A 25,347-nucleotide genomic window follows, 5' to 3' on the forward strand; every position below is an offset into this window, starting at 1 on the left:
CGATAACGAGCACAAAACTCCGCCGTCGACTGATCGACGGCGGAGCCGGGATCGGCGATCTCCTGGGGGAGGTAGAGATCCAGCCGATCCCGTTCCACGGTACGAACTCGACACAGTCTTAGGCACCAATCGCGCCGATTTCACCCGTTTGTCGCAGCGCAGCGACCCCAGAAAACTCTCCAAACCCTCTTGACCAACCAGGTCGACGGCAAGCCTCGGGGTGTTACCGTTGAACCGGACCATCACCGCCCGAGCACTGGTCGCGCGCCAGCCGCGTGCTACCAAGGACGCTCGTATCCGCGGTGCCCCGCGGATACGATTTCTTCAAGGCGAGGAGTAAACCACGAGGGGGATTGCATGATCGGCAATAATCGGAGGCTGCATCGAATGCTGCTGGGGGTACCGGTGGGCGCCGCGGCGATACTGTTCGGCGCGTCCTTGACCGGATGCGCCCTGACTCATTCCCACACTCGTTCGGGCTTGTACGCCTCGACGTGCCAGGATGAGCGAACCCACGTGCGCGTCGACTATCGACAGTGCCTAAACCGGGATCCCGCGCTGCACTTCGTGTTCTGGCGACCCGGTGATCACTATCCTGCCATCGGCGAGCCAAGCCACAACCCCCTCGCCGCGGTCCCAACTGACCAAATCGGCTACACCATCACCACACCCGGATCCGGTACAGCACCACAACCCGACCGCAACGACTCCGACTCCGGCAGCTACACCGGAGGCGGATACTCCGGTGGCTCCGGTGACGAGGAAGGCGGTTCTGGCGGCGAGGAAGGCGGCTCCGGAAGCGAAGGCGGTGGCTCCAGCGGCGGTGGCGGTGGCGAATAGGCACATCGACGTGGAAGTGCTGGTGCCCCAGGCGGTCAGCGCGAGGCAGCGCCACAGGTAGTTCGCATCCCGACAGGTGCCCGCCCGCGGTCATGACGGAGCTCTCGACCGCCACCACGACGCACATGCGGCGCCGAGGTCTTTCCGCGGTACCTGCACGAACAGATCATCACGGATCCGGACACCTGGCAGGACCGTCGCGCCGAGGCACGTACATCATGCCCGAGCCCCGTCACCATCCCTTTTCCAACGGCAGGGAACCCGCGCTCGAACAAGCACGTCGGTTACCGAACCCCCACAGCCACCGGGACTTGTCGAAGGGCCGCGAGCTGGGGCATGCTCGCCGCGGCCGGGCCGTGGACATGGTGTGACGCGAACACCGCGACTAGAACCGCTGCTGGACCGGTAAGGCGCAGCGGGGTGGTGTTGGCGAACGACAAGGTCACCTGCGAGCAACCGAGGTTGGGGTCGACCCCGGTGGTAGCCGCGTAGTCGAACCGCAATGCCGTTCCCCACGCGTCGCAGTACAAGCGGCGGTCGGTGATGGTGACCATCGCGCCAACGGGGTCCTCCCAGTAGGGCTGCGACATCTTGCGGGCGCGGCGCCGTCCGAGCATCCCGGCGGCCATGGAGCCGAGCAAAGCACCAGTCACGAACTGCGGCGATCCGACCACTAATCGTCCCGGCTGGTGGTAGTGCACCGGGTTCGGAACGATCAGGCGACTGTAGTCGATGTCCTGGATCATCAAGTTCCCAAACGCGACCTCGCCAGGATCCATGGTGAACGACGACCACGTCGTGTCAGGGCGAATCCCCGCGGACAGCTGGGCGTGCGCGCGGGCCGCTTGCTGCCACCACCGCGCGGTATGGGCTGTTCGGGCTTGCCGATTCATCGGAACCCCCTGTTCCGGAATGAGACTGGGTAAACGTCATGATAGCCGGACGGGCGGGCGTCGTGGGGTGCCGCGCACGAGGTTCACACAGGGGTATGAGCGACCGGCCATCATGGTCTGTTACGTCCATATTATCCGATTTCGCTGAGGTTCGAGTCCTGTGTTGTCGACGTTGCTGGCGTCGACGTGTCAAGATGGGGCTGGCTGCGGAACCGATGTCAGCGGGCGCTGACCGGCGTCACGTGCTGCCGCAGCTGGGGGATGAGGGTCATCAGTATCAAGGCCATGAACTGGGTTTGGGAGAATTCACCGACGTCTGGCACCGAACTTCTGCTACTGCTCGCGATCGCTGATTGTGCTGACGACTATGGAAGAAATGCGTTTCCCTCGCGAACGACATTGGCTCGGAAACTGCGAATGAATCCCAGTACCGTCCGCAGACTGGTCAGAAAACTGGAGAACGCCGGGCAGCTGAGGGTCGAACGCAGCGTCGGCCGACACCAGACGAACTCGTACAGCCTGGTCTTGCACACCGCCCAGGCTCCTGTGGAAAATCCTGTGGATAAATCGCCGGAAAATGGGGCAGGTTGCCCCGGGGCGATCTGCCCCCCAGGGCAATCTGCCCCATCAGGGGAGGCAACTGGGACCGAAAAAGGGGGCGCAGCTGTGCCCCCCAGAACCACCAGAACCGTCCTAGGTGGTGGAGGCGCGCGCGAACCGACGGTTCACGACATCACGTCCCCGGCCCCTGGAGATCCGATCGCCGACGCCGTCCTGGACGGACTCGGTTCAGCGTGGCACCTGACCCCAGCTCAGCGTTCCCGATTGCGTCCGCGTATCCTCGACGCGTTATTGAATGGTTGGTCCATCCCGAATCTCATCTCCTATTTGTCCGCCAACCCCCGTGGCGTGCATTCACCATTCGCGGTCTTATCCAAAAGAATTGAAGATTTGCCGCCGAATCGGCCGCGAAAACAAGCTGGTAGCCGAAAGCCCGCGTGGTGTGGCGTTTGCGACGAACACACGCGTCACGAGGAAACCGCAGCTGGTCTCCGCCGCTGCCCACGCTGCCATCCCCACAGAACCATCACCGAGCCCATATGAGGCGGCCAGGCCCACGACGCCGCGCGACTTGCGAGTGCGCTGGAATTCTGCCTGGCCAGCACGCCGCGAACGGCATTCGTGAACTGCCGCCCAGATCGTGCGATTGACGTCTTCCGGCGACGCACCGACGCGGCGACCGCCCCGCAGCGCATCGACCACGGCGGTACCGCCTCGCTCGGGGTCGTCGACATCCCCACGACGCGCTCGACCGCGTCCTGGGTATCCGGCAGCCTCCTGGCCAGGGCGACGGCCCTGGCCAACGAGAACATCAAGACCCTCAAACGCCGCCTCGCCGAGCCCGTCACCCGCCCGCAGACCTGCCCCGTGCGCTCCTCGCACACCCGGCACACCTGGAAGAACACCTTCGGCATCACCGAGGGCCGCGCGTTTCGCTCCATCGAACGCCGGGGCCACCTCGGTACCGGGATCTCCGGAGAATACATCGGCGCCGCGATCACCCGCGCCGGCGAACGTGCCGGGCTGGCCACCGAGGCCCGCCGCGCCGGGCACGATCCCGTCGCCATCGGCCGCCAGGGCGGCTGGTCCGACGGATCGGCGGCCTTACTCGGCGACATGCAGATCGCGGACCGTTGGGACGACAACGCCCTCGAAGACATCGGCCTCTAACCCGCGTCGATCCACGGATCCCGTTGCCAGGTCCCGGATCCCAAGCGTGTTTTCCCGCACCGGGCGGGGCCGGACGGCATCCTGGTGACCATGCCCATCACTCCGCGGATCGACGAGATGCTCACCGAGACGGTGCGGCTGATCGTCGACGCCGAAAAATGCGACCGTGACCAGATGACCTTTCGCCCCTTCGAGATCTACCGCGGCAACACCCAGATCGGCAGCGGCGATTACACCACCTGCCACACCTGCCGCCTCGTCGAGCTCGGCGAGATCGGCTTCATCGAGCCCGAACAGCGCCGCGGACTCGGCACACGAACACTGCTGCGGTTGCGCGCCCTGCTCCCCGGCTACCACTGGATCCTCACCCCGACCAAAGCCGGTTCGGCCCCGTTCTGGCACCGCATGCAACGCGCCTACCCCGACGAGTACTACGACGGCCGCGACCCGCGCGGGCGCCGCTGCCGCCACATCATCTGACGAGAACCGATCGGCGAATCCCGACCGGAATGGCGCTCTCGACGAAACACTCCTTGCCCTTCGAGCCGATCGTGAGCTCGGAGGGCAGCGCTACTGGATCCGGCGCAACGATATTCCTACTCCACTCAGCCAAGGAACAAGCTCCGGTCTCGTCCTCCGTGCCTGACGTTCCGCTTCGGTCGGCAACCGGCGAACACAGGAATACAACGGGGAGGGCGCCGTGCGCGACGCCCTCCCCGTTTACTCCACACAACACCGTCACCTCACGGCTCTGGCACCGTCAGGTTAGCGTATTCGGGATGCATCACTCACAGGCTCAGCCAGTTTCTCCAGCCCCAGCCGGTGATTGAGGCACCCTGCAGCATCTGCGGAGACGAGAGGCGGACAGATGCAGGGAACGGTCGGTCCGTCCTCTTCCACATCCCTGGAACCTGATCGCGGCCTCCCGTAGCAGATTTCTCAAGAACCCGCCGAGGGTGTGTGTCAACGCGACGATGATGCACTGGTTGACGCCAGGAACTGCATCATCGTCGGCGAGCCCGACGTGGACGTGCCATACCGCCGCGCTCCGCTAGTCAGCTCGTCAGGTCCTTCCGTTACGAGCGCACGACCGTCTCGACACCGTCCGATGGTTCGCCCGACCGTCACGCCAATCCGGTGCTCAGTAGGTAGTTGCAATGGAGCGTTCGCAGCAGATCTATTTGGTACCCCACGGGCCGGTTCTTGACTACTAGTGTTCTTGGTATCGGCGGTCGCGATTCATCATCCGAATTAGCCGAGTCCATAGCAGTCGCGAACAAAACGGAAATGGATTGTGCACGTGGTCAATCGAGCCCTTTTCAGTTGAACGACGTTTCCAAGTCCAGACTCAAACATCACTCCGACTCTTTGGGAGGCACCAACACATGTGCAAGTTCAGCGAACAGCGCCAGTCCAACTATACCGGACCGGGCGACCGAATAACGGTTACTCCATTCCATGAGCCGCATGACAAACTGGAGAAGATGCGCGAAATCGTACGGCGTTGGCCTATCGGTGAACCTGACTCCGATGGCTGGCAGCGTTACACCGAGCTCAATTCGTGCCATCGGGCGGGTAAGGGCTATGTGGCCATACTGCTGACGGTTCAGATCGAGCACCGCTGGCCCGTCCATGCCGTGCGCTACGGCGTAAGCCTGTTTACGCGCTAGTTCCGCATCAGCACCCGAGAAAGAGCGCGCCTCCATCGCGGTACTCTGCTCCAATTCGCCGAAGAAGCAGAGCAGCTGCTCCGGCTGAGGTTTAATGAAGGTGATGATCAGGCACGGGCTTTCTTTGACCCAGACCGAACACCGATGGCGTAATCACGCAAATTCATGGTGGCGGGGCCGCGCGGAGTGGCCCTGCCACCTCAAACTCCGATGGCGATGATGCGCCGATCAGGAGATTACTCACGAATGTTCCGTCCACCTTTTCCTACCCTGGAGGAGTCATGACCTCATCGTCCGTCTACCGTCTGCTGTTGAGCACCCCCGGTGAAATGCTGGCCGCTTTGCCGCTGTTGCTGGACCACACGCCAGCCGATTCCTTTGTTTTCATTGGTCTCGATGCGCAGCGAGGTCTCGTTGGCGCGGCGCGGTGCGACACCGACGCATCGCAGGCACGCGAGGCTGTTCGTGGCGCACTGGGAACGCTCATGCGCGAAGGCGCTCGAGCGATTCTGGTTTTCGTGATACATCCGCTCCGGGAAGACGGCGAACTTCCCTACCGCGACACCGTAGGTGAGACAGCAGAGGACGTCCGGGCGATGGGAATGCAAGTCGTTGGGGCATTCTGGACACCCCGAGTGCAGCATCGCGCACAGTGGCGCAACTACTTCGACCCGACCGATACCGGGCTGGTAGCCGATCCCTACGCTGCACGGTTCACCGGACTGTCCGAGACACCGACGACGCTGTCCGCTACCCGAGACGAACTGGCCGCGTCGTACGGCCATGCGGTCGGCGAGCCGGTGCTGCGCGTCCGGAAACAGCGGATCGAGCGCACGGAGACCGATCCGGCTCTACTGCGTGAGGCGTTCGGGCGGGCCGTGGGTTCCGCGTCCAAGGGCCAGTGGAGCCCAGGCGAGGTCGAGTTGGTCGCCTTGGCACAAGCGCTCGCGAGTAAGCCCATTCGGGATGCGGCAATCCGATACCTGCTCGACGAACGTGCGGGCGCTGCGGAGCTGGTTCTCACTTATCTCGTACGGCATCTTCCTGCCCCCTACCGGTGTTCTCCGGCGTTGCTGTTCATGATGTTGGAGGCTTCTCAGCGCAGCGGTCCGCGTGCGAGCATCCTGTTTGAGATCGCACGTGAGTCAGATCCGGAGAACTCGCTGGTTCAAATATTTCAGCAGATGCCTTTGAACAGTTTCCCTCCCCAGGTGATCAGCAAGATGCTGTCGAAACTCACGAAGAAAGAACCGTAGCCCTCGTTTTCGATCAATACGTTCGCGACCGTGGGCCAGTGATGCGCCGCGCCACCGTGTCGAGGTGCTTTTCGATTGAACTTTCAGTACCCCACGGCTTGCATATTACCTACTAGAGTTCTTCGCGTCGGCACTGGAGTTGTTGTTCTAGTCAGCCGAGTCAACCGTAAGTATGATCAAGTTGGAGTGAATTGTGCAGTGGAATAATCCTGCCCTCTTTCCGTGTAGCGACCGGGCCGTCGTCGTACCGTCTTCATGGGATGGCGTGTACTGGCAAGGAAATTCGGACGCACTGGATGCGATTGTGCGCGGTCCGGATCTCATGTTCGCCGAGGCCGATACTGACGGCATCGTTCGGTTCGATAGCCCTCGACGGATCTGCCATGCCGCGCTTGATCGTGATGGCGGTGCATCGCGTGCATTCGCTGTCATCGACGAGACGTTCCCGTCGGTCTCCGCGCCGACCTTGGTTACCCGTCCAGGACATAGTCATGCGGGCTCAGCGATCGGACTGTACCGGCCTCTCCGACTCGCGGTGCTGCTGTCCCAGCAGCACCCCCACCGAGGAGCACGTCCGGTGTGCGCCCCGGTCCGTCCGAATGGATTGGTGTCGTGGGAGCTCGGGGTGCTCCTCGACCACATTGAGCTCACCGACCAGGACGCGGCCGCGTTGACCGCGTTCGTGGACGCGTTGCATGGCGGCGACAAGTCGATCACAGCCGTCTGACCGTATTCCGATCATCTGGACCTGAAAGGACATAGCTATGTATCGTGACGAGTCACCTACGCCCGAGTTCCGTACCCATGAGGAACTGGTGCAGTATCTTCCGCGCGTGTTGGACCACTATCCCGCCCAAGCAGTGGTTGTTCTTGGATTCGGCACGGACGACGGCTTACGTACCAGCGTTGGAGCTTGAAATCGAAGACTTCGATCGAAACTATACGCAACTGGCACTGGACGTCCTTATTCGTGAGGGTGCATCGTCTGTTCAGCTTGTGGTGATCGCGCTCAGCGGTGACGACGAAACTCCCCCTTTTACCGACATGGTGGCGCAGGCTCCTGAGCTGGCGGGCGAGATGGGGATCGGTATCAGGACGCCGTTATGGGCACGGTTAATCGACTCGGGCGAGGTTATCCGAAGCTACGATGATCCCGATTACGTCGGCATCATCCGCGCTCCCGAGGAACAGCCGGTTTACCGTGAGGAGTTCGGCGGGCAGATCTCGCCACAGCTGCGGTCATACCTGATGCGCCAGTTGGAGCCTGGCGCGAGTCAGACCGTGCTCGACGAACGCACCAGCAGGATTTTCGAAGCATTGGAAGTTCCACCGCACCGGATGCGGCACGCACTGCTTGCTGCGATCGAGGACTCCCGCAAGGGGCTCCCGATTGCTTTCGAGGCCGATCTCGTGCTGGTGGGTGCTGCGTTCCCTTCGCCCTTGCACTACTGCCACGTCGCCCCCTATTTGCGTGACGATGACTTCGTAATGACGTTGTTGCGGAACCTGGTGCGAGACCTGCCGGGGCGGTTTCGTGCTAATCCCGCAGCGATGTTGGCACTGTGGCAGATGCTGCGCGGTCGGCTCGACCACGCGAACGTGAGCGTCGGGGTCTGTTTTGATGCGGAGCCGGAGAACCCGATCGGCCATCTCCTCAACCTCCTCGGGCGCACCGGTACATCGGTCGAGCAGTTGTGGAGTGCGATCTGTTCGACGAGCGAGGAGCAATTGAGTTCATCCCGGGAGGATGATTCGTAGCCAATCCGGCAGGCAGCCACATCGGTGGGGCGGCATCATGGTGATGCCGCCCCACCGTCGTGTTCGGCACCGGTCGTGGTGTCCTCGGCTTCCGAGGGGTCTGCCGCGGGTCGCGCGTCCTGATCTACGGCCCGCGCCGTGCGAGGCCTGGGGCTCCTGAGAGGCGAGGTGCGTTCCGCTTGCGGTGCTGTTGGATTGGCTTGCTCGCCGCTCGTTCGGTTGGGGCCTCGGCGGGGTGGGCGCAGCGGTTCGCGCGCGTCTAGTTGTTCTTGGGTGAGTCCGGCTTTTCGTGCGGCACGGTAGGCTTCGCGCCAGGCGCGAGTGCGGTTTCGTATCTCGTCGCGCGCTTCTCGGCGGGCGCGTGCCTTGTCTCGTCGTGCTTGGGCGCGGATCTCGGCGATTCGCCGTGCCGCTTCGTCTGCGATCCGGGTGACTTCCTCTTCTCCTGCTGCCCGGACACTGGCGGTGTCTTTTGCCTTTGCGGCGGCCAGGACGAGGTTTTCCACGGCGTCGATTTGCGGCGCGACGATCTTCAGTGCTTCGTTATGCACGGTGCTGCGTGTTGTTTTCTCCCCCATAGCGTCGAGGATACCCCGGGCAGGGCGTCGACGTCGAGGTGCAAGGTCGTCTTATCGATGCGGTTGCGCTGTTTGGTTTTCGCTGATTTGATGCGGATTTGACGCGTAGTTTTGCGGTGGGCTAAGTTGTTCCTGAATCCGGAGCAAGTTGAGTCAATTTCGGCCGACATTGACTGTGCCACACCACAGGTGTGGCATGCTGATGCTAGGTCGCATCAGCGATGGGTGTCCGGCACCTGGCGGTGCCGGACGAACGTTGAACGAATTGCTTGGGGGAATTGTGGGAAAGCATGATGGGCGCGGCTATCGCAGCCGCGGTAGCGAGCCGCATAGCGTGGAAGTGAAGGTGTATTTCGCCCCGAGCGAGGTCGCCGATATTCAGGTCGCTTCGGCGCGTGCGGAGTTGAGGGTGGGTTCGTGGATCGCGCAGACGGCTGCTCAGGTGGCTCGGGCGCGTCGGCTGGGTGAGCGGATTGATTTCGATCGGCTGATCGAGCTGGTGGCCGTGTTGCAACGGCACGAGCGTGGGGTTTCTGCTCTGGTGGCGCATGTCGCGCGTATCGCCACCACAGGCGGGGACTCGGACGGCGAGGCGCAGCGGTTGGTCGGTGCGGCACGGCGCACGCTCTGGCAGCTGGACGAGTTGCTGCGGGCCGTACGGGTCCATATTCAGTAGCACGCGGACACGGGGGCTTTCGATGATCGCGATTTCCTACGATGGATGGGATCCGGCCGGGTTGGTGCGTTACCTGCTCGGGCCCGGCCGGTACGAGGAGCACATCAATCCGCGGGTGATCGCGGGCTCGCGTCCACCCGAGCTGCTTGATCCGCGCCCCGTCACCGTCATGGATGGCGCTCCCGAGAGCGTCGGGCTGAAGGCATTCGATCCGGCGGGATTGCAGGCCCTGTACACGTATCTGGAGACTGGGGTGCGCGAGGCGGGTCTTCCGCTGCGTACTCCGGGCCCGGATTCATTGTTCGCGGGGCGAGAAGGATATGTGTGGCACACCCCGGTACGCCTAGCACCGGAGGACCCGATCCTTGACGATCAAACCTGGGCGCGGATCGCGCACCGGTTGATGCGCGCGACCGGGATCGATCAGGCTGGGTGCCGGTGGGTCGCGATCCGGCACGGCGAGGACCACATTCACCTGGCCGCAGTGTTGGTGCACTGGCGTGATGGCCAGTGGCGTCGGTTCTATCCGGGGTTGTGGAAGCGACGCCTGCGTGAGGAGGTGCGGCGGATCGAGCGCGAGATGGGGTTGCGCGAGACCGCGGACGCCGATCGCACGGCGACTCCAGCGTTGACCAAGGGGGAATGGCGTCGAGCCAAGCGCACCGGAGCCGAGCCGGCGCGGGTGTGGTTGCGCCGCCGGGTCAGCCAGCTCGCCGCGACCGTCACCGGTGCCGCGGAGTTCGATGCTGGGTTGCGGCGCGAGGGGATCATGGTTCGCTACCGGTACGACAAGCAGGGCGACACCGTTGGGTATTCGGTCGCGGCCCCCTGGCAAGCATCCGCGACAGGGATGGTGCTGTATTCGGGTGCGAAGCTGGCCCCGGAGCTGACCTGGCCGAAACTTCTCCAGCGCTGGACGACCACACCGTCGGTCGAGACCGTGCCGCGCCAGCACCATGACCGAGTGTCCCCGCAGGATCGCCAAGCCGTCCTCGACGAGGCGACACGCATTGTCGAGGACGCTGCGGCCACGATCCGCGCCGAGCCCGCGCACGGCGCGGCGATCGGGTGGGCCGCCGGGGAGATGTTGCATGCCATGGCGCGGACCGCCGAGTTCCCTGCCATAGGAGGGTTCACGGCGGCCGCCGAACAACTCGGCCCCGCCACCCGTACCCCGCATCAGGTTCTGCCGGATCGTCTCGCGCTCGCGGGCGTGTCCCGCCACCTCCGCGGACTGGCGCGCCGGTTGGCTTCGATCAACGCGTTTCCACCACCAGGGCGCGGATCAAGTGCGACCGCGCAGGCACAGTTCACGCTCGCGCTGGCCAGCCTGCTCGCCGAGATCGGTGCCTGGTATCAGAATCGCGACCGTGCCCCACAAGCACGTGCCGCCTGTCAGGGAACGGCTTCCCTGCGGCGCACGCCATCCAGGGGCTCTCCCGCCACACCGATGGCTGTCGAGTCGCAGGGGCACGCGCCCGTATCGCAACGTGCCTCCCGTGGACCACAGCCCGGTACCCAGTGGCCACGGGCACCACGGCGCAGCTAAATCCAAACCCCACGCACCTCGCATTCAGGGGTATTCTCGAAAGAGAGTATGCCCTGGGTGTCCGCATACTCTGGGGGAATTTCTCGTTGTGAATACCGATTTGGGGGAGATATCTGATGAGCGAAGACGCGCCGACCCTGGCTCCAACCGCGCAGGAACTCTGGCAGTGGGCCCAAGCGCTGGGAATGGTCCGCGATTCCCTGGCCCGCGCCCGCGAGCGGCGAGGACGACTCGCGCATGCCGAGGATGAACACGCCGCCCGTCTCGACGAAGCCCGAGAACGCCCGCCCGCACGGGCCATGACGACCGCAGAACAGGAACGGTGGGCCGCCGCGCTCGGTGAAAGCGCCTATCCCGGCTGGCAGCAGAAGCCGATCAGCGTCCAAACAGGTCCCCTGCCTGGCGAGGACGACAACACCATCGTCGGCTGGGGTGTGCATGCCACCAGCTGGGATCGCCGCGGCCTGCCCACCGCATCCGCGTGGGTAGTGTGCCGCGACCATGAAGACGCCAAATCGATCGCGACCATGTTGCGCAACCAGCCAAGCAAAGACGCGGTTATCGCCTTACACACAGCCGCAACAGCAACCCCAGCGGGCGCATTGACCGCAGCCCAGCGGCGCAGTCCCGCCGCCGAACCCATCCAACGCGGCCAACAACCGCCGTCGCTGCCTGTGGAAGCGTGGGAGGCCGCCCTTCGCGCCGAGCTACCGGACAGACTGACGAGTCAGGTGATCGTCCACGACCCGAACCATCCACATTTCGGTGCCTCGCGGCAGCTCTATGCCAAGGCAGTCGAGGAAGTTGATCGAGTCGGCGCGGACCCTGCCCGGTTAGCCCGGTTGATCCACACCGTGCCGAGCTGGACCGACAAGGTGCGCAATCCCCCATCCCTGGCGCACTGGGCGATCGCCGAATCGAGCACCAGCCCCAGCTACGAACAACTGGTCCGAGCCGACCCGACCACCGAACACAACACCAACACCAGCACCAGCAGCGAGACGCAGACGACGCCCACCCGGATCGACACCATCCACACTCACGAGCAGGCACTCGGATGGGCTCACGGCCTCCAGGCGAACAACCCCATGGACCGGCTCGCCGCGAAACAAGGATTCGGCCACTTCGGTTCCGACGTCGATGCGATGCTCACCGCGAAGTTTCCCGGGCTCCTCGACTCGACCCGCCAAGCCGCGGACGCCCAACGCGCAAACCCGACGAAGATCTCCAGCGAGGGACAGCCAGTCCTACGACCCGATCCCGCCGAGCTAGTGGCTCACGTCGAAACCCTGGAACCTGACAAGCCCGTCGATCGGCTTGCCGCGCGCACGATGCTCGGGCGCTCCAGCACCACCGTTGACGCCGCGATCGCTTACCGCTTCAGCGACGACCCGGCAGTCGCCGAACGCCTCGCTGAACTGTATCCGGACGGGATACCCGACACGCCCCTGTGGCAGCGCGCCCAAACCGACCAGGAACACGCCGCCGACGAACACTCGGTCGCAGACGACCCGGCAACGACCGTGCGCGAAGACCAAGAACACGAACCACTCGCTGAACAGCTCGATGGCCTCGCCGCCAGCGAACGAGCCATCGCCCGCCGCAGCGCCCACAAACCACCCCAACCGACCGTACGGCGAAGCCGCTGACCAACCATTGGCTCACGCCCAGGGGGAACCGTGACACAAGCAACCGAACCCAATCCAAACGAGGACATTAAGGAAGTCCTCACCGATGAACAGATCGCCGAGCGCGCCACCACGAAAGCCCGCGAACTCGCCCAGTTACTCCACGAGGCACATGACTCCGATCACCTGCGCGCCGAACGGCTCGACATCGATATCCTCGCGCATCGGTTCATCGACAACCAGGCCTGGGACACCGACACCACAGCCGCGGACGTGCTCATCCGCGAAGCCGCCCAACTCCGCACCACCGAGAACCCCACCGAGGCTGCCCTCGCCGCCGCCGCGCAATGCGAAACCATCGCCGTACGATTGGCCGAACTGGGCGGATTCACCCTTCGCACCGCCGAACAACTCGACCACACCGACACCGCACAACCACCTGTCGCCGACCAGACCACCAACACCAGCCTGACCGGCGCCCCCGAACAGCCCAGTGGTCCCGGGGACAACCTGCCCGACCAAGTCGCCGAGCAAGCCCTGCTCGGTAGCCTGCTCCACGCCCCCGATGTGGTCCCCGAGATCGCTAAATTCCTACGCGCCGACGACTTCTCCGATCCACGCCTGGCGGCAACCTACACGACCATCACCACGCTCCACGACGTCGGTGAACTCATCGACGTTTCCACCTACGAATCCTCAGCCGATCGCCAGAAGGCCTCCCACACCAACCACCAGCGCGTCCTCTCCGAGCTCCGACAGAACCAACCCTCGACTCGACCAGCTTCCCTAATCGCCGATCTCACCACCGCGGCCCACCACGACAACACCGGAAACCTCCTCACACCGGATGCGCAGCTGCGAATGGCGCGCACCGTGCTCGCCGACGCCGCGCGGCGCGCCGTCACCCAAGCCGGGATCCGTACCCACCGAGCCGCGCGCGCCACCCGATGGGGCGTACACCGCCAACACAGCATCGACACCGCGACCACCGTCCTTGCCGAACTCGACACCCTCGCCCAACGCCTTGGCGCCGCCGGTCACCCCACCAGCCACGACGCAGCAAGCCAGCTAAACGGGCTCCTCGACCAGTCCCGACCCGACCGCGCTTCCACCCGCTTCACCGGGCTGTTCACCCGCCGCGCCGAACGCGACCTCATCCACCTCGCCCTGCGCGGCAACACCGAAGTACTCCGCTTCATCCCACAAGACTTCGCCAACCGCGCCCACGCCAACACATGGCGCGCCATTCAAGCCCTCTATGACCGCCGCGAACCCGTCAACTACGTGTCCGTCTACACCGAAACCCGCGCCCTGCCAGCACGACACCGCACCACCCTGTCCGCCCAACAACTCCAACACCTCGAACAACGCGACCTCATCAGCGCGGTCAGCATGACCCGATCCCTCGAAACCATCGCCAAATCCGCACTCCGCCGCAACGCAGCAACGCTGGAAACCAGCCTCCACGATGTGGCCACCAACCGAGATCTCTCCTCCAGCACCGTCGTCACAGCAGCCCAAGCGGGACACCGACAACTCACCAACCAAATCCAGGCTTCAGCTTCCCGAACCCGCTAACCCCAACCAGAAAGGCGTGTTGACCGCGATGAGCACCCAACAGCCGATTCCCGAAGCCGCGATGAACCACTACCAAACCACCGGTCAAGCCACCCCTTGGCGGCACGAACTCAACGGCGTCATACCCGAACTCGTTCACTGTGCAGGAACCTGGTGGTACCGGGATCAACAGGAAACCTACCGGCCTAGCGATCCCGCTCGATCCAACGATCTCGGCGACTACGACCGACGTCTCGACCTTGCACACCGAGCGATTAGCGACCGTGATGTGCGCTAGTGCATCTATCGAATTGCCATCTCGTGGAGCTACTGATAGTCACCGATTGAGCCGCATAGCGAACCAGCTTCACCTCCTGAGTCAAATGTTCGATCTCATCTGAGTCAGGGACGATTACGAAACGGCCATTCGAAGCGTCGCTACTCTTCGCATGCACCAGACGGTTGCGAAGTTCATATATTCGATCGGCCACCTTCTCCACCAGTTTCTGCGCCTTGGCCGATAACGATCCGACTCCGTTAATCGTATCCCTTTTCGACAGATGCTCTTTCAGGTGTTTGTCAGACTCGATAAAACATACCAAGTCTTCTTCAGCGAGACACCGACTCAAGGTCAGCCTGATCTGCGCCTGTTCCGACCGGGTCGTCTTAAATCTGTCCTCAAGCATGGCCACAAGACTGGATACCGACTCGTGTTCGTCTACATTGAACCGGGGATGTCGCAGCCTTCGGCGCAGTTGTTCGACCGCATCCTCGCGCGAGTATAGCGGATAATGAAATTATATCACTTGATAATAATTCAAGTACTCTACAACCGGCATGTCATAGGATCGACGCGCATGCCAGTAGTAGCTCAAGGCTTCGGCCGCATAGCGGTTTAGACTTAGACTTAACGGTTGTTTCAAAGGCTTCTCGACATCCTCCTTGGACTCAACCTCATCCTGCGGAACTTCTTCTTCAGGTCTGAGGCATAGCTCGAAACCATGCTCAGCTAGAACATCAAGATCGTAAGATAGGGACGAGGAAATATGTTCGGCAATCCCGACCGCCTCGCACTCCGAACGCAGAGGACGCGCCAAGGAGATTTTCAATGTATTGTAATGAAGGCCGGGAACCATGAAAAGTTCACGAGTAGGCATCAATTCACTTCGAAAACGGCCAGCCAGGGAACCGAGAGGGGATATTTCGATTGAAATACCCTGCGCATTATTGCGCGCACTAATGCGGCGATCCGGGAAAATGGAGCGATCAATATCGTAGTTCCACCTATGCCGATAGTCGCTAGAGCGAAGAGGAAGGGATCGAATCAAGACTTCAATGTATCCCTGCCTCAGTTCAGCAAATCCAGCATACCTTCCAAGCCAAACGAGTTCGGACGAAACTGCCTGCACAATCCTGCGAACGTCTTCAGCTGCGCTCCACCTTAAGACAACAGAAACTTCCCCACACTCGCTGGGAATGCTTAGGCGTGTCGACCATTCATGCTTGCGTTCACGAGTTGATGAGTATTCGATTTCAAGATCCGGGCACCTTTCAGCAAGTTTAGCGTTCAGCTCGTCCATGCGTCGTTGCTCATCCAAGCGCGCTTGATCCGATACATGAGCCTGCTCGGGCTCATTTGGTACCGTTTGGTCTTCTCGCCAGGGACCTTTGCGAGGCATCCCTTCACCCCTTTTCTGTCGACTGCACCACAGGAATCCTGGCAGATCGCGGTCGACGTGTCAGTACCCCTCAGTTTGTTATCGGTAGTCGCGGCTTTCGGTTGGCAGCGCGATCGGAAGCGGGCTGATGTGGCGGGCGATGAGGGTGTGGGTGTTGTTGGCCGCCTGGAGTTGCCCGCGGATCTGGATGGCGTTGTGCTGCAGGGCCCGCGCGTGGCGCTCGGCGACGCGTGGGTTTATGAGGATGTTGGTCATGCCGGTTTCGTCTTCGAGGTTGAGGAACAGGATTCCGCCTGCGGTGCCGGGGCGTTCTCGGTGGGTGATGAGCCCAGCGACCCGGACGATGGTCTTATCCGCCTGGCTGGCCACCTGGGCGACGGGGATGACTCCGGCTTGATCGAGTTGGGGGCGGTAGTGGGCGATGGGATGCTGGTCGGGGGTGATGCCGGTGGCCCACAGGTCGGCGTGCGCGGTTTCAATCGGATCGAGACCGCGCAGCGCGGGTGCGGTGATCGAGGCGTCAAGGTCGGGTTGGTTGTGGGCGGGGTGTCCGACGCTCCAGAGTGCTTCGCGCCGGTTCGGTACGAGTGTGTCGAAAGCACCCGCGGTGGCGAGAGCTTCACGCTCGCCGCGGGGTAGGTATGTGCCTATGCGGGCGAGGAAGTCGTTGAGATCCCGATAGAACCCGTTGGCACGGCGTTCGGTGACGATGTGGTCGGCGTGGGTGTCACCGACGTTACGGATGCCGCTGAGGCCGAGGCGGATGGCGCGGTGGTCGCGGCTGGTCGGGTGGGGTTCGAGGGTGGCCTCGGTGGTGCTGTGGTTGATATCTGGGCCCAGGATCTGCACGCCGTGGTGCCGGGCGTCGGTGATCAGGGATTGGGGGGACCAAAAGCCCATCGGCTGGGCGCGCAGCAGGCCGGTGCAGAAGGCTGCTGGGTAGTAGTGTTTGAGCCAAGCGCTGGCATAGACCAGGTGGGCGAAACTATGCGCATGGCTTTCCGGGAACCCGTAGTTGCTGAAGGCTTGGACCTGTTCGAAGATCGTTTCGGCGGTCTCGCGGGGAATGCCGTTGGTATCGGCCCCGGTGAAGAAGCGCTCGCGGAGGCGTTCCATGGCGCGCGCGGATCGTTTGGCGCCCATCGCGCGGCGGAGTAGGTCGGCATCGGCGGGGGTGAAGTCGGCGGCGTCGATCGCGACCTGCATGACCTGTTCCTGAAAAAGTGGCACACCGAGAGTTCGATCCAAACTGTTGGCCAGCAGGGGATGTAGATGTTGCCAGGGTTCCCCGTCCCGGCGCCGTAGGTACGGGTGCACGCTCCCGCCCTGGATCGGACCCGGCCGGATCAGGGCGACTTCGATGACGAGGTCGTAGAAGCAGCGGGGGCGTAGGCGTGGGAGGGTGGCGAGTTGGGCGCGGGATTCGACCTGGAACCCCCCGAGAGACCGCGTCCGCGCGACAGAGCATGTCGTACACAGCCTCATCCGCCAGGTCGAGGTGGCCGAGGTCGATCTGGTCGCCGTGGTACTCGGCGATCAGATCGAGCGTGTGGTGCAGGGCGGTGAGCATGCCCAGACCGAGGAGGTCGAATTTCACCAGGCCCGCGGTAGCGCAGTCGTCCTTGTCCCACTGCAACACCGACCGGTTGGCCATCCGCGCCCATTCCACCGGACACACCTCCGAGACAGGGGTCCGCGACAAGACCATGCCGCCCGAATGAATCCCCAAATGCCGCGGATGATCCACAAACTGCTCGGCAAGCCCCCGCACATCCTCGGGGATCACCTCCGCCTCACCGTCCGCGCCGCCATTGGTGTTGCTGTCGCTGGGTTTCGAATCAGAGCTGGTGTGGCTGGTCATGTGGTATTGGCGCAGGACGCGGGAGAAGGCGTCTTGCTGACCGGTGGTGTAGCCAAGCGCTTTCGCCGCGTCCCGGACCGCCGAGCGGAGGCGGTAGGTGATCACGTTCGCCACCTGCGCCGCGTTCGTACGCCCATAGTTCTGGTACACGTACTGAATCACCTCCTCACGCCGCCCTGACTCGATGTCGACGTCAATATCCGGGTACCCGTCCCGTTCGAGTGAGAGGAACCGTTCGAACAGGAGATTCCAGCGGACGGGGTCGGCGTTGGTGATCCGCAACGCGTAACACACCGCCGAGTTGGCCGCCGATCCCCGACCTTGGCAGAGAATGTTGTTGTTTTCGCAAAACTGCACGATGTCGCGCACGATCAGGAAATACCCCGGAAAACCCATCCGCTTGATCACGTCGAGCTCGCGATCGAGTTGCGCGTACGCCTCCGGCGCCACCGTGGGTGGGCCGTACCGATAGCGGGCATACCGGTAGGTGAGTTCTCGCAACCAGGAGGCTTCGTCGTGCCCGTCCGGGACCGGGCACAGCGGCAGTTCCGGCGCCACGAGACTCAGGTCGAGCGAGCATTCGACCCCGAACACCGCGGCGCGCTGCACCGTCCCGGGGAAATGCGCGAACCGACGCTGCATCTCGGCACCGGAACGCAGATACGCCATCGGGGCCGCGGGGAGCCAGCCGTCCATCTCGTCCAGGCTCCGGCGGGCGCGGACCGCGGCCATCGCCGCCGCCAACCTCCCCTGGTTCGGCTGGTGATAGTGCACATTCCCCGACGCGATCGTCGCCAACCCCAGATCGCCCGCGATCCCGGCCAGCACATCATTGTCCCGATCCTGGCCGGGCACACTGTGATCCAGCAACTCAACCGCCACATGATCGCCGCCGAACCGGTCGGTCAGCCACCGCAACTCCTCGGCCGCCGCCTGCGGCCCCCGCACTGTCAGCGCGTCGCGCACCAGGCCCTTGCGACACCCGGACAGGACCAGCACGTGCCCGGCCAACTCGTCAACGATCTCGTCCAGGTCATACCAGGGCTGGCGCTTGCCCTGCCCACGCAGATGCGCCGTTGAGAGGACCCGGCACAGGCGCCGGTACCCCTTCAAACCCCGCGCGAGTACCAGCAGATGCCGCCCACCCGGATCCGGCTCCCCCTCCGGCGCGCCCGCGTCCAGGGTCAGCTCCGCCCCGTACACGGTCCGGATCCCGCACGTTCGTGCCGCCTCGGCGACCCGGACCGCGGCGTACATGCCGTCATGATCGGTGACCGCGATCGCGTCCAGCCCGAGCCGCACGGCCTCCTCGACGAGTTCTTCGGGACTGCTGGCACCATCCAGTTAACCGACCTGACCACCAGAAATTTCGCCTCTGACCTGGTGATTCACGTCGCGAACATGTGTGTGACGACGCTGCTTAAGTCAGTTGGAGCCGTCGCAAGATCACTCGTTTGAGGGGGTGAGATGAGACCGCCAGGGTCGGCGGGGCAGGCCGTTTAAAAGGGGACGCTGAGGTGTTCGATGGCGGTCTTGGCCCATTCCTGCGCCCCTTCGCCAGCGCCGGTCGCCACTCCGGTGGCTACTGGAGTGAGGAACCACTTAATGGCGGAGAGCGCTCGCCGGATCCTGCCGGGTTTCGGCTCGTCCTGCGTGACCTCTTCGAGCACTTCCTTCGCTGCGTCCTCGGCGTCCTGCTGGTCTTGCTCGGAGAGCCCCAGAAGCGGCAAGTTTTCCAGCGTGTGCGCCACCGCCTGCGCGATTAGCTCGAAGCCTGGCGCGATGTGCTGAGTCTGGTCCTGAACCTGGTTGACCGTCTGGTTGTCCCAAGCCAGTTGGGCGCCGTCGGCGTTGCCGTAGATCACCGGACCGTTGTAGACGGTGGTTGAAGGAGTGGCACCGTTGGGGAGTTCGGGTGTGTCCGCCTGGATGGGGACGTTGATCGGGTGTCGAATTCCTTCTGCATCTCGCTCATCATCTGCGCGATCTGGCGACAATCGATCGAAAAGCCCGCCATGATGGCCCCTCCAATGCTCTTACCTGGTCAGCAGTATGCACCTGCGTCAGCATCATCGTTCCGAGGCCCCACTGTGTGACAAATCAAGGCCGAGCCCAGGGGGGGCGGATGGATCGCGCCGAGTGATCACTGTCCGGACTTCTCAAGCAGTTCGGCTTCCAGGCCGGCAACGCGTTTATCGAGGAACCGGGTGTTGTCGCGGGCAGCCTGTAAGCGTTCCTGTAGGCGCTGGTTGTCGTGGGTGAGCTGACGGACCTTCTGTTTGAGGGTGGTGTTCTCGATGACGGTCCGTTGGATGCCGTCCTCGGGCAGATCCAGTTCCAGGTCGCGAACCTTGCCCAGTAATTGCCCAATAGTGGTGCGCTGTAAGGAAATCTCCTCGTGCGCGCGACTGAGTACCTCTTCGGCGTTCAGCGCTCGTTCCCGCCACGCTGCCTCGTTCTTCGCGGTCTGCTCGGCCTGGTCCCGGACGTGTTGCCCCCTGGCCGCAGCGGTGGCTTCCTCGACGAGCTGACGGGCGTTCGGGTTCTGGTAGAGGAAGGTGCGGGAGACTCCGGCTCGTCGGGCGAGGGCGGCGACGGTGATTTTGGCGCGTTCGCGGCGCATCTGGCGAAGGGCATCGCGGACGCGGTCGAGCATGTTCTCGATGCTGCTGCGGCGGGCGTCGAGCGCGGCCGCGGCGCGGCTCGTAGTGGGTGTGGTCGTCACGCGGGTTGCTCCTCGTTGAAGTCGTCCCGGTCACCGTGCTCGTCCTCGCCGTCTTCGTCGTCCTGCTCGTTGTCGGCGACGGCGGCCAGGTCGGTGGCACGGAAGTTGGTGCTCCAGATGCGGTGGAAGTAGTCCTGCGGTCGCCGTAGGTCCATCGCCAGCGCTTCTTCGAGCAGACCGAGCCCGGCAAGGGCTTTCTCCAGTCCGGCGATGGCGCGGGCGGTAGGTTCGAAGACCTGGTGCAGGTAGTCGGCGGTGGCATCGTCGGGCGCGCGTTCCGCGAGCGAGCGCCATTGCTCCTGCTTGCGGCGCCAGTAGAGCAGATCCGCGCCGGAGAGCACGAACTTGTCGCAGTTCTCGCAGTCCAGCTTCCAGGGACAAGCGCCGCCCTGAACCACAGGTTGGAAGGTGCAGAATCCGCCATCAGCCGGGGTGCTGCGCCGCGAGACGTCCAAGGCCAGAGCCATTGCTTCACCGCGGGTCAGAGATGTGAACTCGCCCGAGAGCAGCTCGCCGGGATGGGGTGCGCCGGGACCGGCGACCCAGACCGCGTGCAGCACGTCTTCCAACTCGGTGTTCGCGATCTTGACGTAGTGCTCGGCCATGCGATCACTGACCTGCCCCAGATAGCGACGGATCTGTGACAGGTTCGCCCCGGCGCGCAACAGGTTCGTGGCCAGCGTGTGACGGGCCTGGTGCGCGACCGCCTTGCCCAGGGCCAGGCTTTCCACCCATGCTTTGAAGCGAATGTAGAAGAACGTGTAGCTGACCGCCTTTTCCTCGTCGTGGTTGCGCATGGGGCTGGGGAACAACGCGATCCGTGCCCGCTCCTGCATGGTGGGCATCCGGCCCTGACGGTGTTCGAAGCGGATCAGTGTCTTGCGTCGGCGTTCGTCGAGGAGAGCGTAGAGCGATTCGGGGATCCGGATGGCCTCGTCGAAATTGCCGACCTTGGTCTGGTCGTGCCAGAGCATCGGCAAGCCGCGGTAATGGCCGATGCAGTCCAAACGAAGCTTGATCACCTCGCTGGGACGGCGACCGGTGACAACGATGGCTTCCCAGATATCGCGCAGGCCACGGTCGTTCGGATCGTAGGTCTCGCTGAACTGCCCGAGGTTGGTCTGATCGGCCAGAGCGCGAGCCAACTCGTCGGAGAACGGGGTTCTGGATCGCTTGTTGGACGCTATCCCGTTGGGCATCGCGGCGATGAACCCGTTATCCAGTCCGAACTGCGCGGCCTGCCCGGTTGTCAGCGAGGTGTGGAGGATTTTCCGCGCGTAGTTGAACACAAGCCGATGTGTGCTGTCGGTGACAGTGCCGGGCTTGCCGTCCTTGCGGAACAGCCCGAGCGACTCCAGCCCATGCCGAGCGCGGTGTCGCTGGTCGATAACGAAACGTTGAGCATGCTCCTCACACAGTAGCGTGGGATCGTGCCCACCGTCGGGCGCGTCGACCTCGAGGAAAGCACTCAACTCAACACAAGCTCGGCGCATGCCCTCGAACGAGTTCCGGGAGCGCGGAGGTTTCTCGCCACGCAGCATCTCAGCCATCTGGTCCCAGAGCATGTCCCGCAGCCAGCGCTGCGAAACCGCGCTGATGTCGAAATGGCTCACGGCATCGGTGAATCGGCGACCGAAATGATCGGTCTCGATGAACCCAGCGTCCCTGGTGTCTGCCGGGCTGTTGTAGACACAGCGCAGCCCTGCGGTGATGTGACCACAGACCATGCGCTCCATCGAGTCGAGATCCTGACGAGTCAGACCGTCGCCGCCTTGAGCATTCAGCTCGACAAGGGAAACGACCCTGTGCCGCCGGACACAATTGACCAGCCGCTGAGCTGCGCCGAGCTCCCACCTGGAGCGGTTCTTCACCTGCGCGTGAGCGTAGAAGCCCCACTGAATCTCGGTCTTGACCAGAGGATGCAGATCCATCACATTGATCTCGCCGACCCGGTAGGCCGGTGCCTGGATCGCGCACCATCGCCGAAACACAGCCTCGTCTTCATAAAGGATCGGGACGGGCAGGCCACGCGGTTCCAGCCGGTGATACCACGTCTGTGGCAATGTCGCACCGCCTGGACGCCCTTGACGACGGTACCGTTCTCGATGCTGGAAACACATGCCCAGCGGCGAGTCCGCCAAGGAAGTGCAGACCGCGGTCCCGCACAAGCCATAGCCACGCAGCTGCTGATCTTGGCTGGCCAGCCACGTCTCGAAGTCGCGAGGCCCGGAAATATCCTGGCGTCCGTTATAGGCGCCCCACCGCGCAGTGTGACGCTGACACAACCCCGTCGTCCTCGAATGCGCCGGTCGGTCCGGGCAGATACGACACACCCCGAGGTCGAAGCCCACTCTCCCCGGGAACGGTTTTGCCGCAGCGAGGAAGGACGCCATCGTCGTCGTGTCATCCCGCCTGGCGTTCCACGCGGTGATGTGCCTGTAGCACAGGTTCACACCCAGCCTGCGGATCCGCACGCAGCCCTCAACCACACACTCCCAGCCATAGACAGGGTGTTGCGGCGGGATCTTGATAATGTCGGCTCGGTAGATCGGGTCGAACCCGGGAGCGTTGACCAGGGCAGTGATCAGCTCCAGCCGGTCACGCCCAACCCGGCTGCCGTTGTCGTTCGGCAGTAGTGTCAAAGGGATCACGGCTGCTGCTCCCAGACGGTGTTCAGCGCGGCGACGAACATCGGGTCGTGAACATCGACATGGCCGTAGGTCTCGTCGACGGTGGTGGCTGAGGCCCAGCCGCCCGCGTCACGGGCAATGACGGTGTTACCGCCGCAGGCATCCAGCACATTGGTGGCGAACTCGTGGCGCCACTGGTGTGGGCGGATCTTGCCGAGTTCCAGGCGGATTCCCGCCCGGCCCAGCATCCCCCGAGCGGCCACCGTGGCCCAGGGCTGGCCGTAGCCCGGGCCGTGCAACTGGACCAGCAGCATGCCGTGCTCGGCCTCGGACGGGTATTCGGTGGTCATGTACTCGAAGTAAGTGTGGATCATCGCCGGGCTCGCCCGCCGGATCGCCCCACCCCGAACAATCCCGTCCACCAGCGCCCAGGGGTGTTTGGTCTTGACACGGGCACGGTTCGGATTGTTCTCCCGGTGACAGATGTGCACGTGCGGCGATCGGCATTCGCCGCAGGCCGCGCCCTCCCGCAAGTGCAGGTCGATCAAGTGCAGGCCGCAAAGCTCGCCGATGCGGAACCCGCCATCGTCCAGCCAGGTCACCACCATGCGATCCCGCGCCGCGGACAGCGCCTCGATCAGCCGGCCACGGGCACCCTGCGGCGGCATCTTCGGGTGCCGCCGCCGAACCGTTTTCGCTGGGGCCAGCGGGTTCGCGGGCACCACCTTCTTGGTGTGGCCGAGGAAAGCCCGCCGCTTGTCGGCCTTCGTCGGCAACCGGGTGTGCTGGAACTCCTTCGCCACGCCCTGGTTGACCCCGCGCATCCCCTGATAGAGGTAGAAACCCTTCAGCGCGGCCGCGGTCGTTTCCAGGCTGCGCTGCCCGTAGGGACGCTTGCCCTCCCGCCACGGGCGCCCGAACGGCCCGGCGTACTCGGCACCCAGCAGTCCCATGTAGCGCTGCAAATCCCGCAACACCACCAAATCCGTACTCAGGCCGTCGAACTCCAGCCACCGCAGATGATCCACCAGCAGATAGGCATAGGTCCGATCCGTCCCGCCCTCACAGGACCGCAGGAACCCATCCGCCATCCGATGAACCTCACCACCGGGAAACACGATCGTATAAGCCCGACGCCCGTTCCCGTGCACCACTTCCTGAACCCGGATATTCCCGATAACCAGCCGCCCGGCCACACACTCTCCGCTCGCTCGCGCACATCACGAACAACCCGTCCATGATCGATTAGGCGCGAACAGTAGCGAGCCAGAAGAAGATCCCCAAACGTCACACACACCGTCCACATAGGTCGGTTAAGTCCAAGTACAAGAAGTCCGTATGGCAGTGGAGCTCCGCGTACGGTACCTCCCGATCTCCGTCCTCCCACCGCCACCGCACCCGCACATCCCGTGGCGGCACATACACACCACCTCCTCCCCCTACCTCCTGCTCTGGCCGCTCACCCCCACGCCCCGAAGCCACCCGCTCCACCGATGCCCACGAAGCATCCGGCAATCCGAATCGCATCACGCACCACTCCCAAGACCCCCGCACTCGAACTTACGTTCGATATGAATTCATAGTCAAGCCGGGCGCCAGCGGTCACCGAAGGTGCCCTCACGGTCGCGTGCTGACATGTGTTCGTCGGCACTCCCCGTGGCATGCGCTGCGGGAATGTCAGACCCAGCACCTACGGTGAAGACCTCGACTAGGAAAAGGAGCGATCTCGTGGCAGCCGGAACGGTGGATCTGGAGGACAAAGCACGCCTGACGTGGAACGACCAGGGCAAGACACTGTCCCCGTCCACCCGCGAGGAACGGACCGCCCTGCTGATGGCCAGCACCGCGTTGGTCGACACGCTGGTACAAACCCTCGGCGGCTACGAGGTCGACGCCGAAGCAGGCACCGCCCGCCTCGCCCCCTCATCAACCCACACAGGTCGCGTTATGACCCTTGTGATCCACCTCGCCAACCACTCGATCGAGATACCTGTCCTCGTCGGCGAGACCGTCTGGACCTACTATCCTCACGTCGCGCCCAAGGCACTCAAAATCGGGGAATCCCACAGCCTCGGAGATCCCCTCGGGCAAATCACCTTTCCCGAAGACGCGAGCACCGACCAGTGGATACCAGTATCAACCCTTGTCGAACGCATCATGGATGTTCTCGCTCCAATCTCTACGTAGGAATGTCCTTAAAACATAATTAGAACTTGTCAGCCCTAAGGCATCGACGATTGGCACGTCGATACCGCAGAAAGGATGGGAAAACTTAGGCGGGCATGGCAATGCTCAAACCTCACCGGATTGTAATAT

At 63.5% G+C, this 25,347-nt stretch carries 22 protein-coding genes and 2 pseudogenes; 14 read left to right on the forward strand and 10 right to left on the reverse strand.

The features are described from left to right. Window positions 1–1,124 precede the first annotated feature (1,124 nt). A complete protein-coding gene (locus tag A37U_RS0121940; protein WP_020498832.1) occupies window positions 1,125–1,733 on the reverse strand; it encodes a hypothetical protein in 609 nt (202 codons plus the stop codon). Window positions 1,734–2,018: 285 nt separating this feature from the next. Here A37U_RS0121940 and A37U_RS54955 point away from each other — a divergent pair, with 285 nt between their 5' ends. From A37U_RS54955 to A37U_RS0121980, 7 genes are all read left to right on the forward strand, one after another. After that, complete coding sequence (locus A37U_RS54955; protein WP_157182959.1) at window positions 2,019–2,837, forward strand: helix-turn-helix domain-containing protein; 819 nt, start codon at window positions 2,019–2,021, stop codon at window positions 2,835–2,837. 78 nt (window positions 2,838–2,915) lie between these two features. Further along, window positions 2,916–3,464, forward strand: a complete 549-nt coding sequence (locus A37U_RS0121950) for a site-specific integrase (protein WP_020498834.1) — start codon at window positions 2,916–2,918, stop codon at window positions 3,462–3,464. Window positions 3,465–3,554: 90 nt separating this feature from the next. Next, window positions 3,555–3,944, forward strand: a complete 390-nt coding sequence (locus A37U_RS0121955) for a hypothetical protein (RefSeq protein WP_157182960.1) — start codon at window positions 3,555–3,557, stop codon at window positions 3,942–3,944. 905 nt (window positions 3,945–4,849) lie between these two features. Continuing rightward, window positions 4,850–5,134 (forward strand): hypothetical protein, encoded by a 285-nt coding sequence (locus tag A37U_RS51755; RefSeq protein ID WP_157182961.1) that lies wholly within the window; start codon window positions 4,850–4,852, stop codon window positions 5,132–5,134. A gap of 281 nt (window positions 5,135–5,415) precedes the next feature. Next, window positions 5,416–6,390: a DUF4192 domain-containing protein gene (locus tag A37U_RS49935; RefSeq protein WP_083933728.1), complete on the forward strand. Its 975-nt coding sequence runs from the start codon at window positions 5,416–5,418 to the stop codon at window positions 6,388–6,390. 193 nt (window positions 6,391–6,583) lie between these two features. Next, entirely contained in the window at window positions 6,584–7,117 is a 534-nt protein-coding gene (locus tag A37U_RS51760) for a hypothetical protein (protein ID WP_157182962.1), read from the forward strand. A gap of 179 nt (window positions 7,118–7,296) precedes the next feature. Then, window positions 7,297–8,148, forward strand: a complete 852-nt coding sequence (locus A37U_RS0121980; RefSeq protein ID WP_157182963.1) for a DUF4192 family protein — start codon at window positions 7,297–7,299, stop codon at window positions 8,146–8,148. A 35-nt stretch (window positions 8,149–8,183) separates the two neighbouring features. Here A37U_RS0121980 and A37U_RS51765 read toward each other — a convergent pair whose 3' ends face one another. Then, complete coding sequence (locus A37U_RS51765; RefSeq protein ID WP_157182964.1) at window positions 8,184–8,726, reverse strand: hypothetical protein; 543 nt, start codon at window positions 8,724–8,726, stop codon at window positions 8,184–8,186. Window positions 8,727–8,982: 256 nt separating this feature from the next. Here A37U_RS51765 and A37U_RS0121990 point away from each other — a divergent pair, with 256 nt between their 5' ends. The 5 genes from A37U_RS0121990 (at window position 8,983) to A37U_RS51770 (ending at window position 14,434) form a co-directional block, all read left to right on the forward strand. Continuing rightward, window positions 8,983–9,402, forward strand: a complete 420-nt coding sequence (locus A37U_RS0121990; RefSeq protein ID WP_157182965.1) for a hypothetical protein — start codon at window positions 8,983–8,985, stop codon at window positions 9,400–9,402. Window positions 9,403–9,424: 22 nt separating this feature from the next. Continuing rightward, window positions 9,425–10,951 carry a relaxase/mobilization nuclease domain-containing protein gene (locus tag A37U_RS48450; protein ID WP_020498843.1) on the forward strand — a complete coding sequence of 509 codons (1,527 nt, stop codon included), beginning with the start codon at window positions 9,425–9,427 and terminating at the stop codon, window positions 10,949–10,951. 116 nt (window positions 10,952–11,067) lie between these two features. Continuing rightward, entirely contained in the window at window positions 11,068–12,600 is a 1,533-nt protein-coding gene (locus tag A37U_RS0122000; RefSeq protein WP_020498844.1) for a hypothetical protein, read from the forward strand. Between the two features lie 252 nt (window positions 12,601–12,852). Then, window positions 12,853–14,157, forward strand: a complete 1,305-nt coding sequence (locus tag A37U_RS0122005) for a DnaB-like helicase N-terminal domain-containing protein (RefSeq protein WP_157182966.1) — start codon at window positions 12,853–12,855, stop codon at window positions 14,155–14,157. 28 nt (window positions 14,158–14,185) lie between these two features. Then, a complete protein-coding gene (locus A37U_RS51770) occupies window positions 14,186–14,434 on the forward strand; it encodes a hypothetical protein (RefSeq protein WP_157182967.1) in 249 nt (82 codons plus the stop codon). Between the two features lie 499 nt (window positions 14,435–14,933). On the opposite strand, the gene A37U_RS51775 is transcribed toward A37U_RS51770, so the two are convergent. From A37U_RS51775 to A37U_RS54685, 4 genes and pseudogenes are all read right to left on the reverse strand, one after another. Continuing rightward, a complete protein-coding gene (locus A37U_RS51775; RefSeq protein ID WP_157182968.1) occupies window positions 14,934–15,716 on the reverse strand; it encodes a hypothetical protein in 783 nt (260 codons plus the stop codon). Window positions 15,717–15,893: 177 nt separating this feature from the next. After that, window positions 15,894–16,931, reverse strand: a complete 1,038-nt coding sequence (locus A37U_RS54675) for a helix-hairpin-helix domain-containing protein (RefSeq protein ID WP_338055028.1) — start codon at window positions 16,929–16,931, stop codon at window positions 15,894–15,896. Window positions 16,932–16,943: 12 nt separating this feature from the next. Then, window positions 16,944–17,300, reverse strand: a pseudogene (locus A37U_RS54680) (error-prone DNA polymerase); the annotation flags it as partial. Window positions 17,301–17,319: 19 nt separating this feature from the next. Continuing rightward, window positions 17,320–18,978 (reverse strand): annotated as a pseudogene (locus A37U_RS54685) (PHP domain-containing protein); the annotation flags it as partial. Here A37U_RS54685 and A37U_RS52665 point away from each other — a divergent pair. Then, the gene (locus A37U_RS52665) at window positions 18,940–19,134 is read left to right on the forward strand and encodes a hypothetical protein (protein WP_026197489.1); all 195 of its coding nucleotides are present in this window, start codon (window positions 18,940–18,942) and stop codon (window positions 19,132–19,134) included. The pseudogene A37U_RS54685 and the gene A37U_RS52665 sit on opposite strands and share 39 nt — an antisense overlap. Window positions 19,135–19,175: 41 nt before the next feature. On the opposite strand, the gene A37U_RS44630 is transcribed toward A37U_RS52665, so the two are convergent. From A37U_RS44630 to A37U_RS0122050, 4 genes are all read right to left on the reverse strand, one after another. Next, window positions 19,176–19,541: a hypothetical protein gene (locus A37U_RS44630; protein WP_020498847.1), complete on the reverse strand. Its 366-nt coding sequence runs from the start codon at window positions 19,539–19,541 to the stop codon at window positions 19,176–19,178. Window positions 19,542–19,819: 278 nt separating this feature from the next. After that, window positions 19,820–20,401: a DUF6262 family protein gene (locus tag A37U_RS0122040; protein ID WP_020498848.1), complete on the reverse strand. Its 582-nt coding sequence runs from the start codon at window positions 20,399–20,401 to the stop codon at window positions 19,820–19,822. Then, a complete protein-coding gene (locus tag A37U_RS53800) occupies window positions 20,398–23,052 on the reverse strand; it encodes a tyrosine-type recombinase/integrase (RefSeq protein WP_083933730.1) in 2,655 nt (884 codons plus the stop codon). Before A37U_RS53800 ends, A37U_RS0122040 begins: the two co-directional genes overlap by 4 nt. Continuing rightward, window positions 23,049–24,122 carry a tyrosine-type recombinase/integrase gene (locus A37U_RS0122050; RefSeq protein ID WP_205622992.1) on the reverse strand — a complete coding sequence of 358 codons (1,074 nt, stop codon included), beginning with the start codon at window positions 24,120–24,122 and terminating at the stop codon, window positions 23,049–23,051. The genes A37U_RS53800 and A37U_RS0122050 overlap by 4 nt, the downstream gene beginning before the upstream one ends. Before the next feature lie 637 nt (window positions 24,123–24,759). Here A37U_RS0122050 and A37U_RS0122055 point away from each other — a divergent pair. After that, window positions 24,760–25,218, forward strand: coding sequence for a hypothetical protein (locus A37U_RS0122055; protein ID WP_020498851.1), 459 nt, complete (start codon window positions 24,760–24,762; stop codon window positions 25,216–25,218). The last annotated feature ends 129 nt before the right edge of the window (window positions 25,219–25,347 follow it).

It is taken from the genome of Sciscionella marina DSM 45152, from assembly GCF_000379465.1.
In the GTDB taxonomy this organism is placed as follows: Bacteria; Actinomycetota; Actinomycetes; order Mycobacteriales; family Pseudonocardiaceae; genus Sciscionella; species Sciscionella marina.

Excerpts from the sequence above, each read along its gene's own strand:
- A37U_RS51770 (WP_157182967.1), top strand. The coding sequence starts at position 14,186 with ATGAGCACCCAACAGCCGATTCCCGAAGCCGCGATGAACCACTACCAA.
- A37U_RS0122000 (WP_020498844.1), top strand. The coding sequence starts at position 11,068 with ATGAGCGAAGACGCGCCGACCCTGGCTCCAACCGCGCAGGAACTCTGG.
- A37U_RS51765 (WP_157182964.1), bottom strand. The coding sequence starts at position 8,726 with ATGGGGGAGAAAACAACACGCAGCACCGTGCATAACGAAGCACTGAAG.
- A37U_RS51775 (WP_157182968.1), bottom strand. The coding sequence starts at position 15,716 with ATGGACGAGCTGAACGCTAAACTTGCTGAAAGGTGCCCGGATCTTGAA.
- A37U_RS48450 (WP_020498843.1), top strand. The coding sequence starts at position 9,425 with ATGATCGCGATTTCCTACGATGGATGGGATCCGGCCGGGTTGGTGCGT.
- A37U_RS0121940 (WP_020498832.1), bottom strand. The coding sequence starts at position 1,733 with ATGAATCGGCAAGCCCGAACAGCCCATACCGCGCGGTGGTGGCAGCAA.
- A37U_RS54675 (WP_338055028.1), bottom strand. The coding sequence starts at position 16,931 with ATGGAACGCCTCCGCGAGCGCTTCTTCACCGGGGCCGATACCAACGGC.
- A37U_RS0121955 (WP_157182960.1), top strand. The coding sequence starts at position 3,555 with ATGCCCATCACTCCGCGGATCGACGAGATGCTCACCGAGACGGTGCGG.
- A37U_RS51755 (WP_157182961.1), top strand. The coding sequence starts at position 4,850 with ATGTGCAAGTTCAGCGAACAGCGCCAGTCCAACTATACCGGACCGGGC.
- A37U_RS49935 (WP_083933728.1), top strand. The coding sequence starts at position 5,416 with ATGACCTCATCGTCCGTCTACCGTCTGCTGTTGAGCACCCCCGGTGAA.
- A37U_RS52665 (WP_026197489.1), top strand. The coding sequence starts at position 18,940 with ATGATCGGTGACCGCGATCGCGTCCAGCCCGAGCCGCACGGCCTCCTC.
- A37U_RS54955 (WP_157182959.1), top strand. The coding sequence starts at position 2,019 with ATGAACTGGGTTTGGGAGAATTCACCGACGTCTGGCACCGAACTTCTG.
- A37U_RS0122050 (WP_205622992.1), bottom strand. The coding sequence starts at position 24,122 with ATGGCGGATGGGTTCCTGCGGTCCTGTGAGGGCGGGACGGATCGGACC.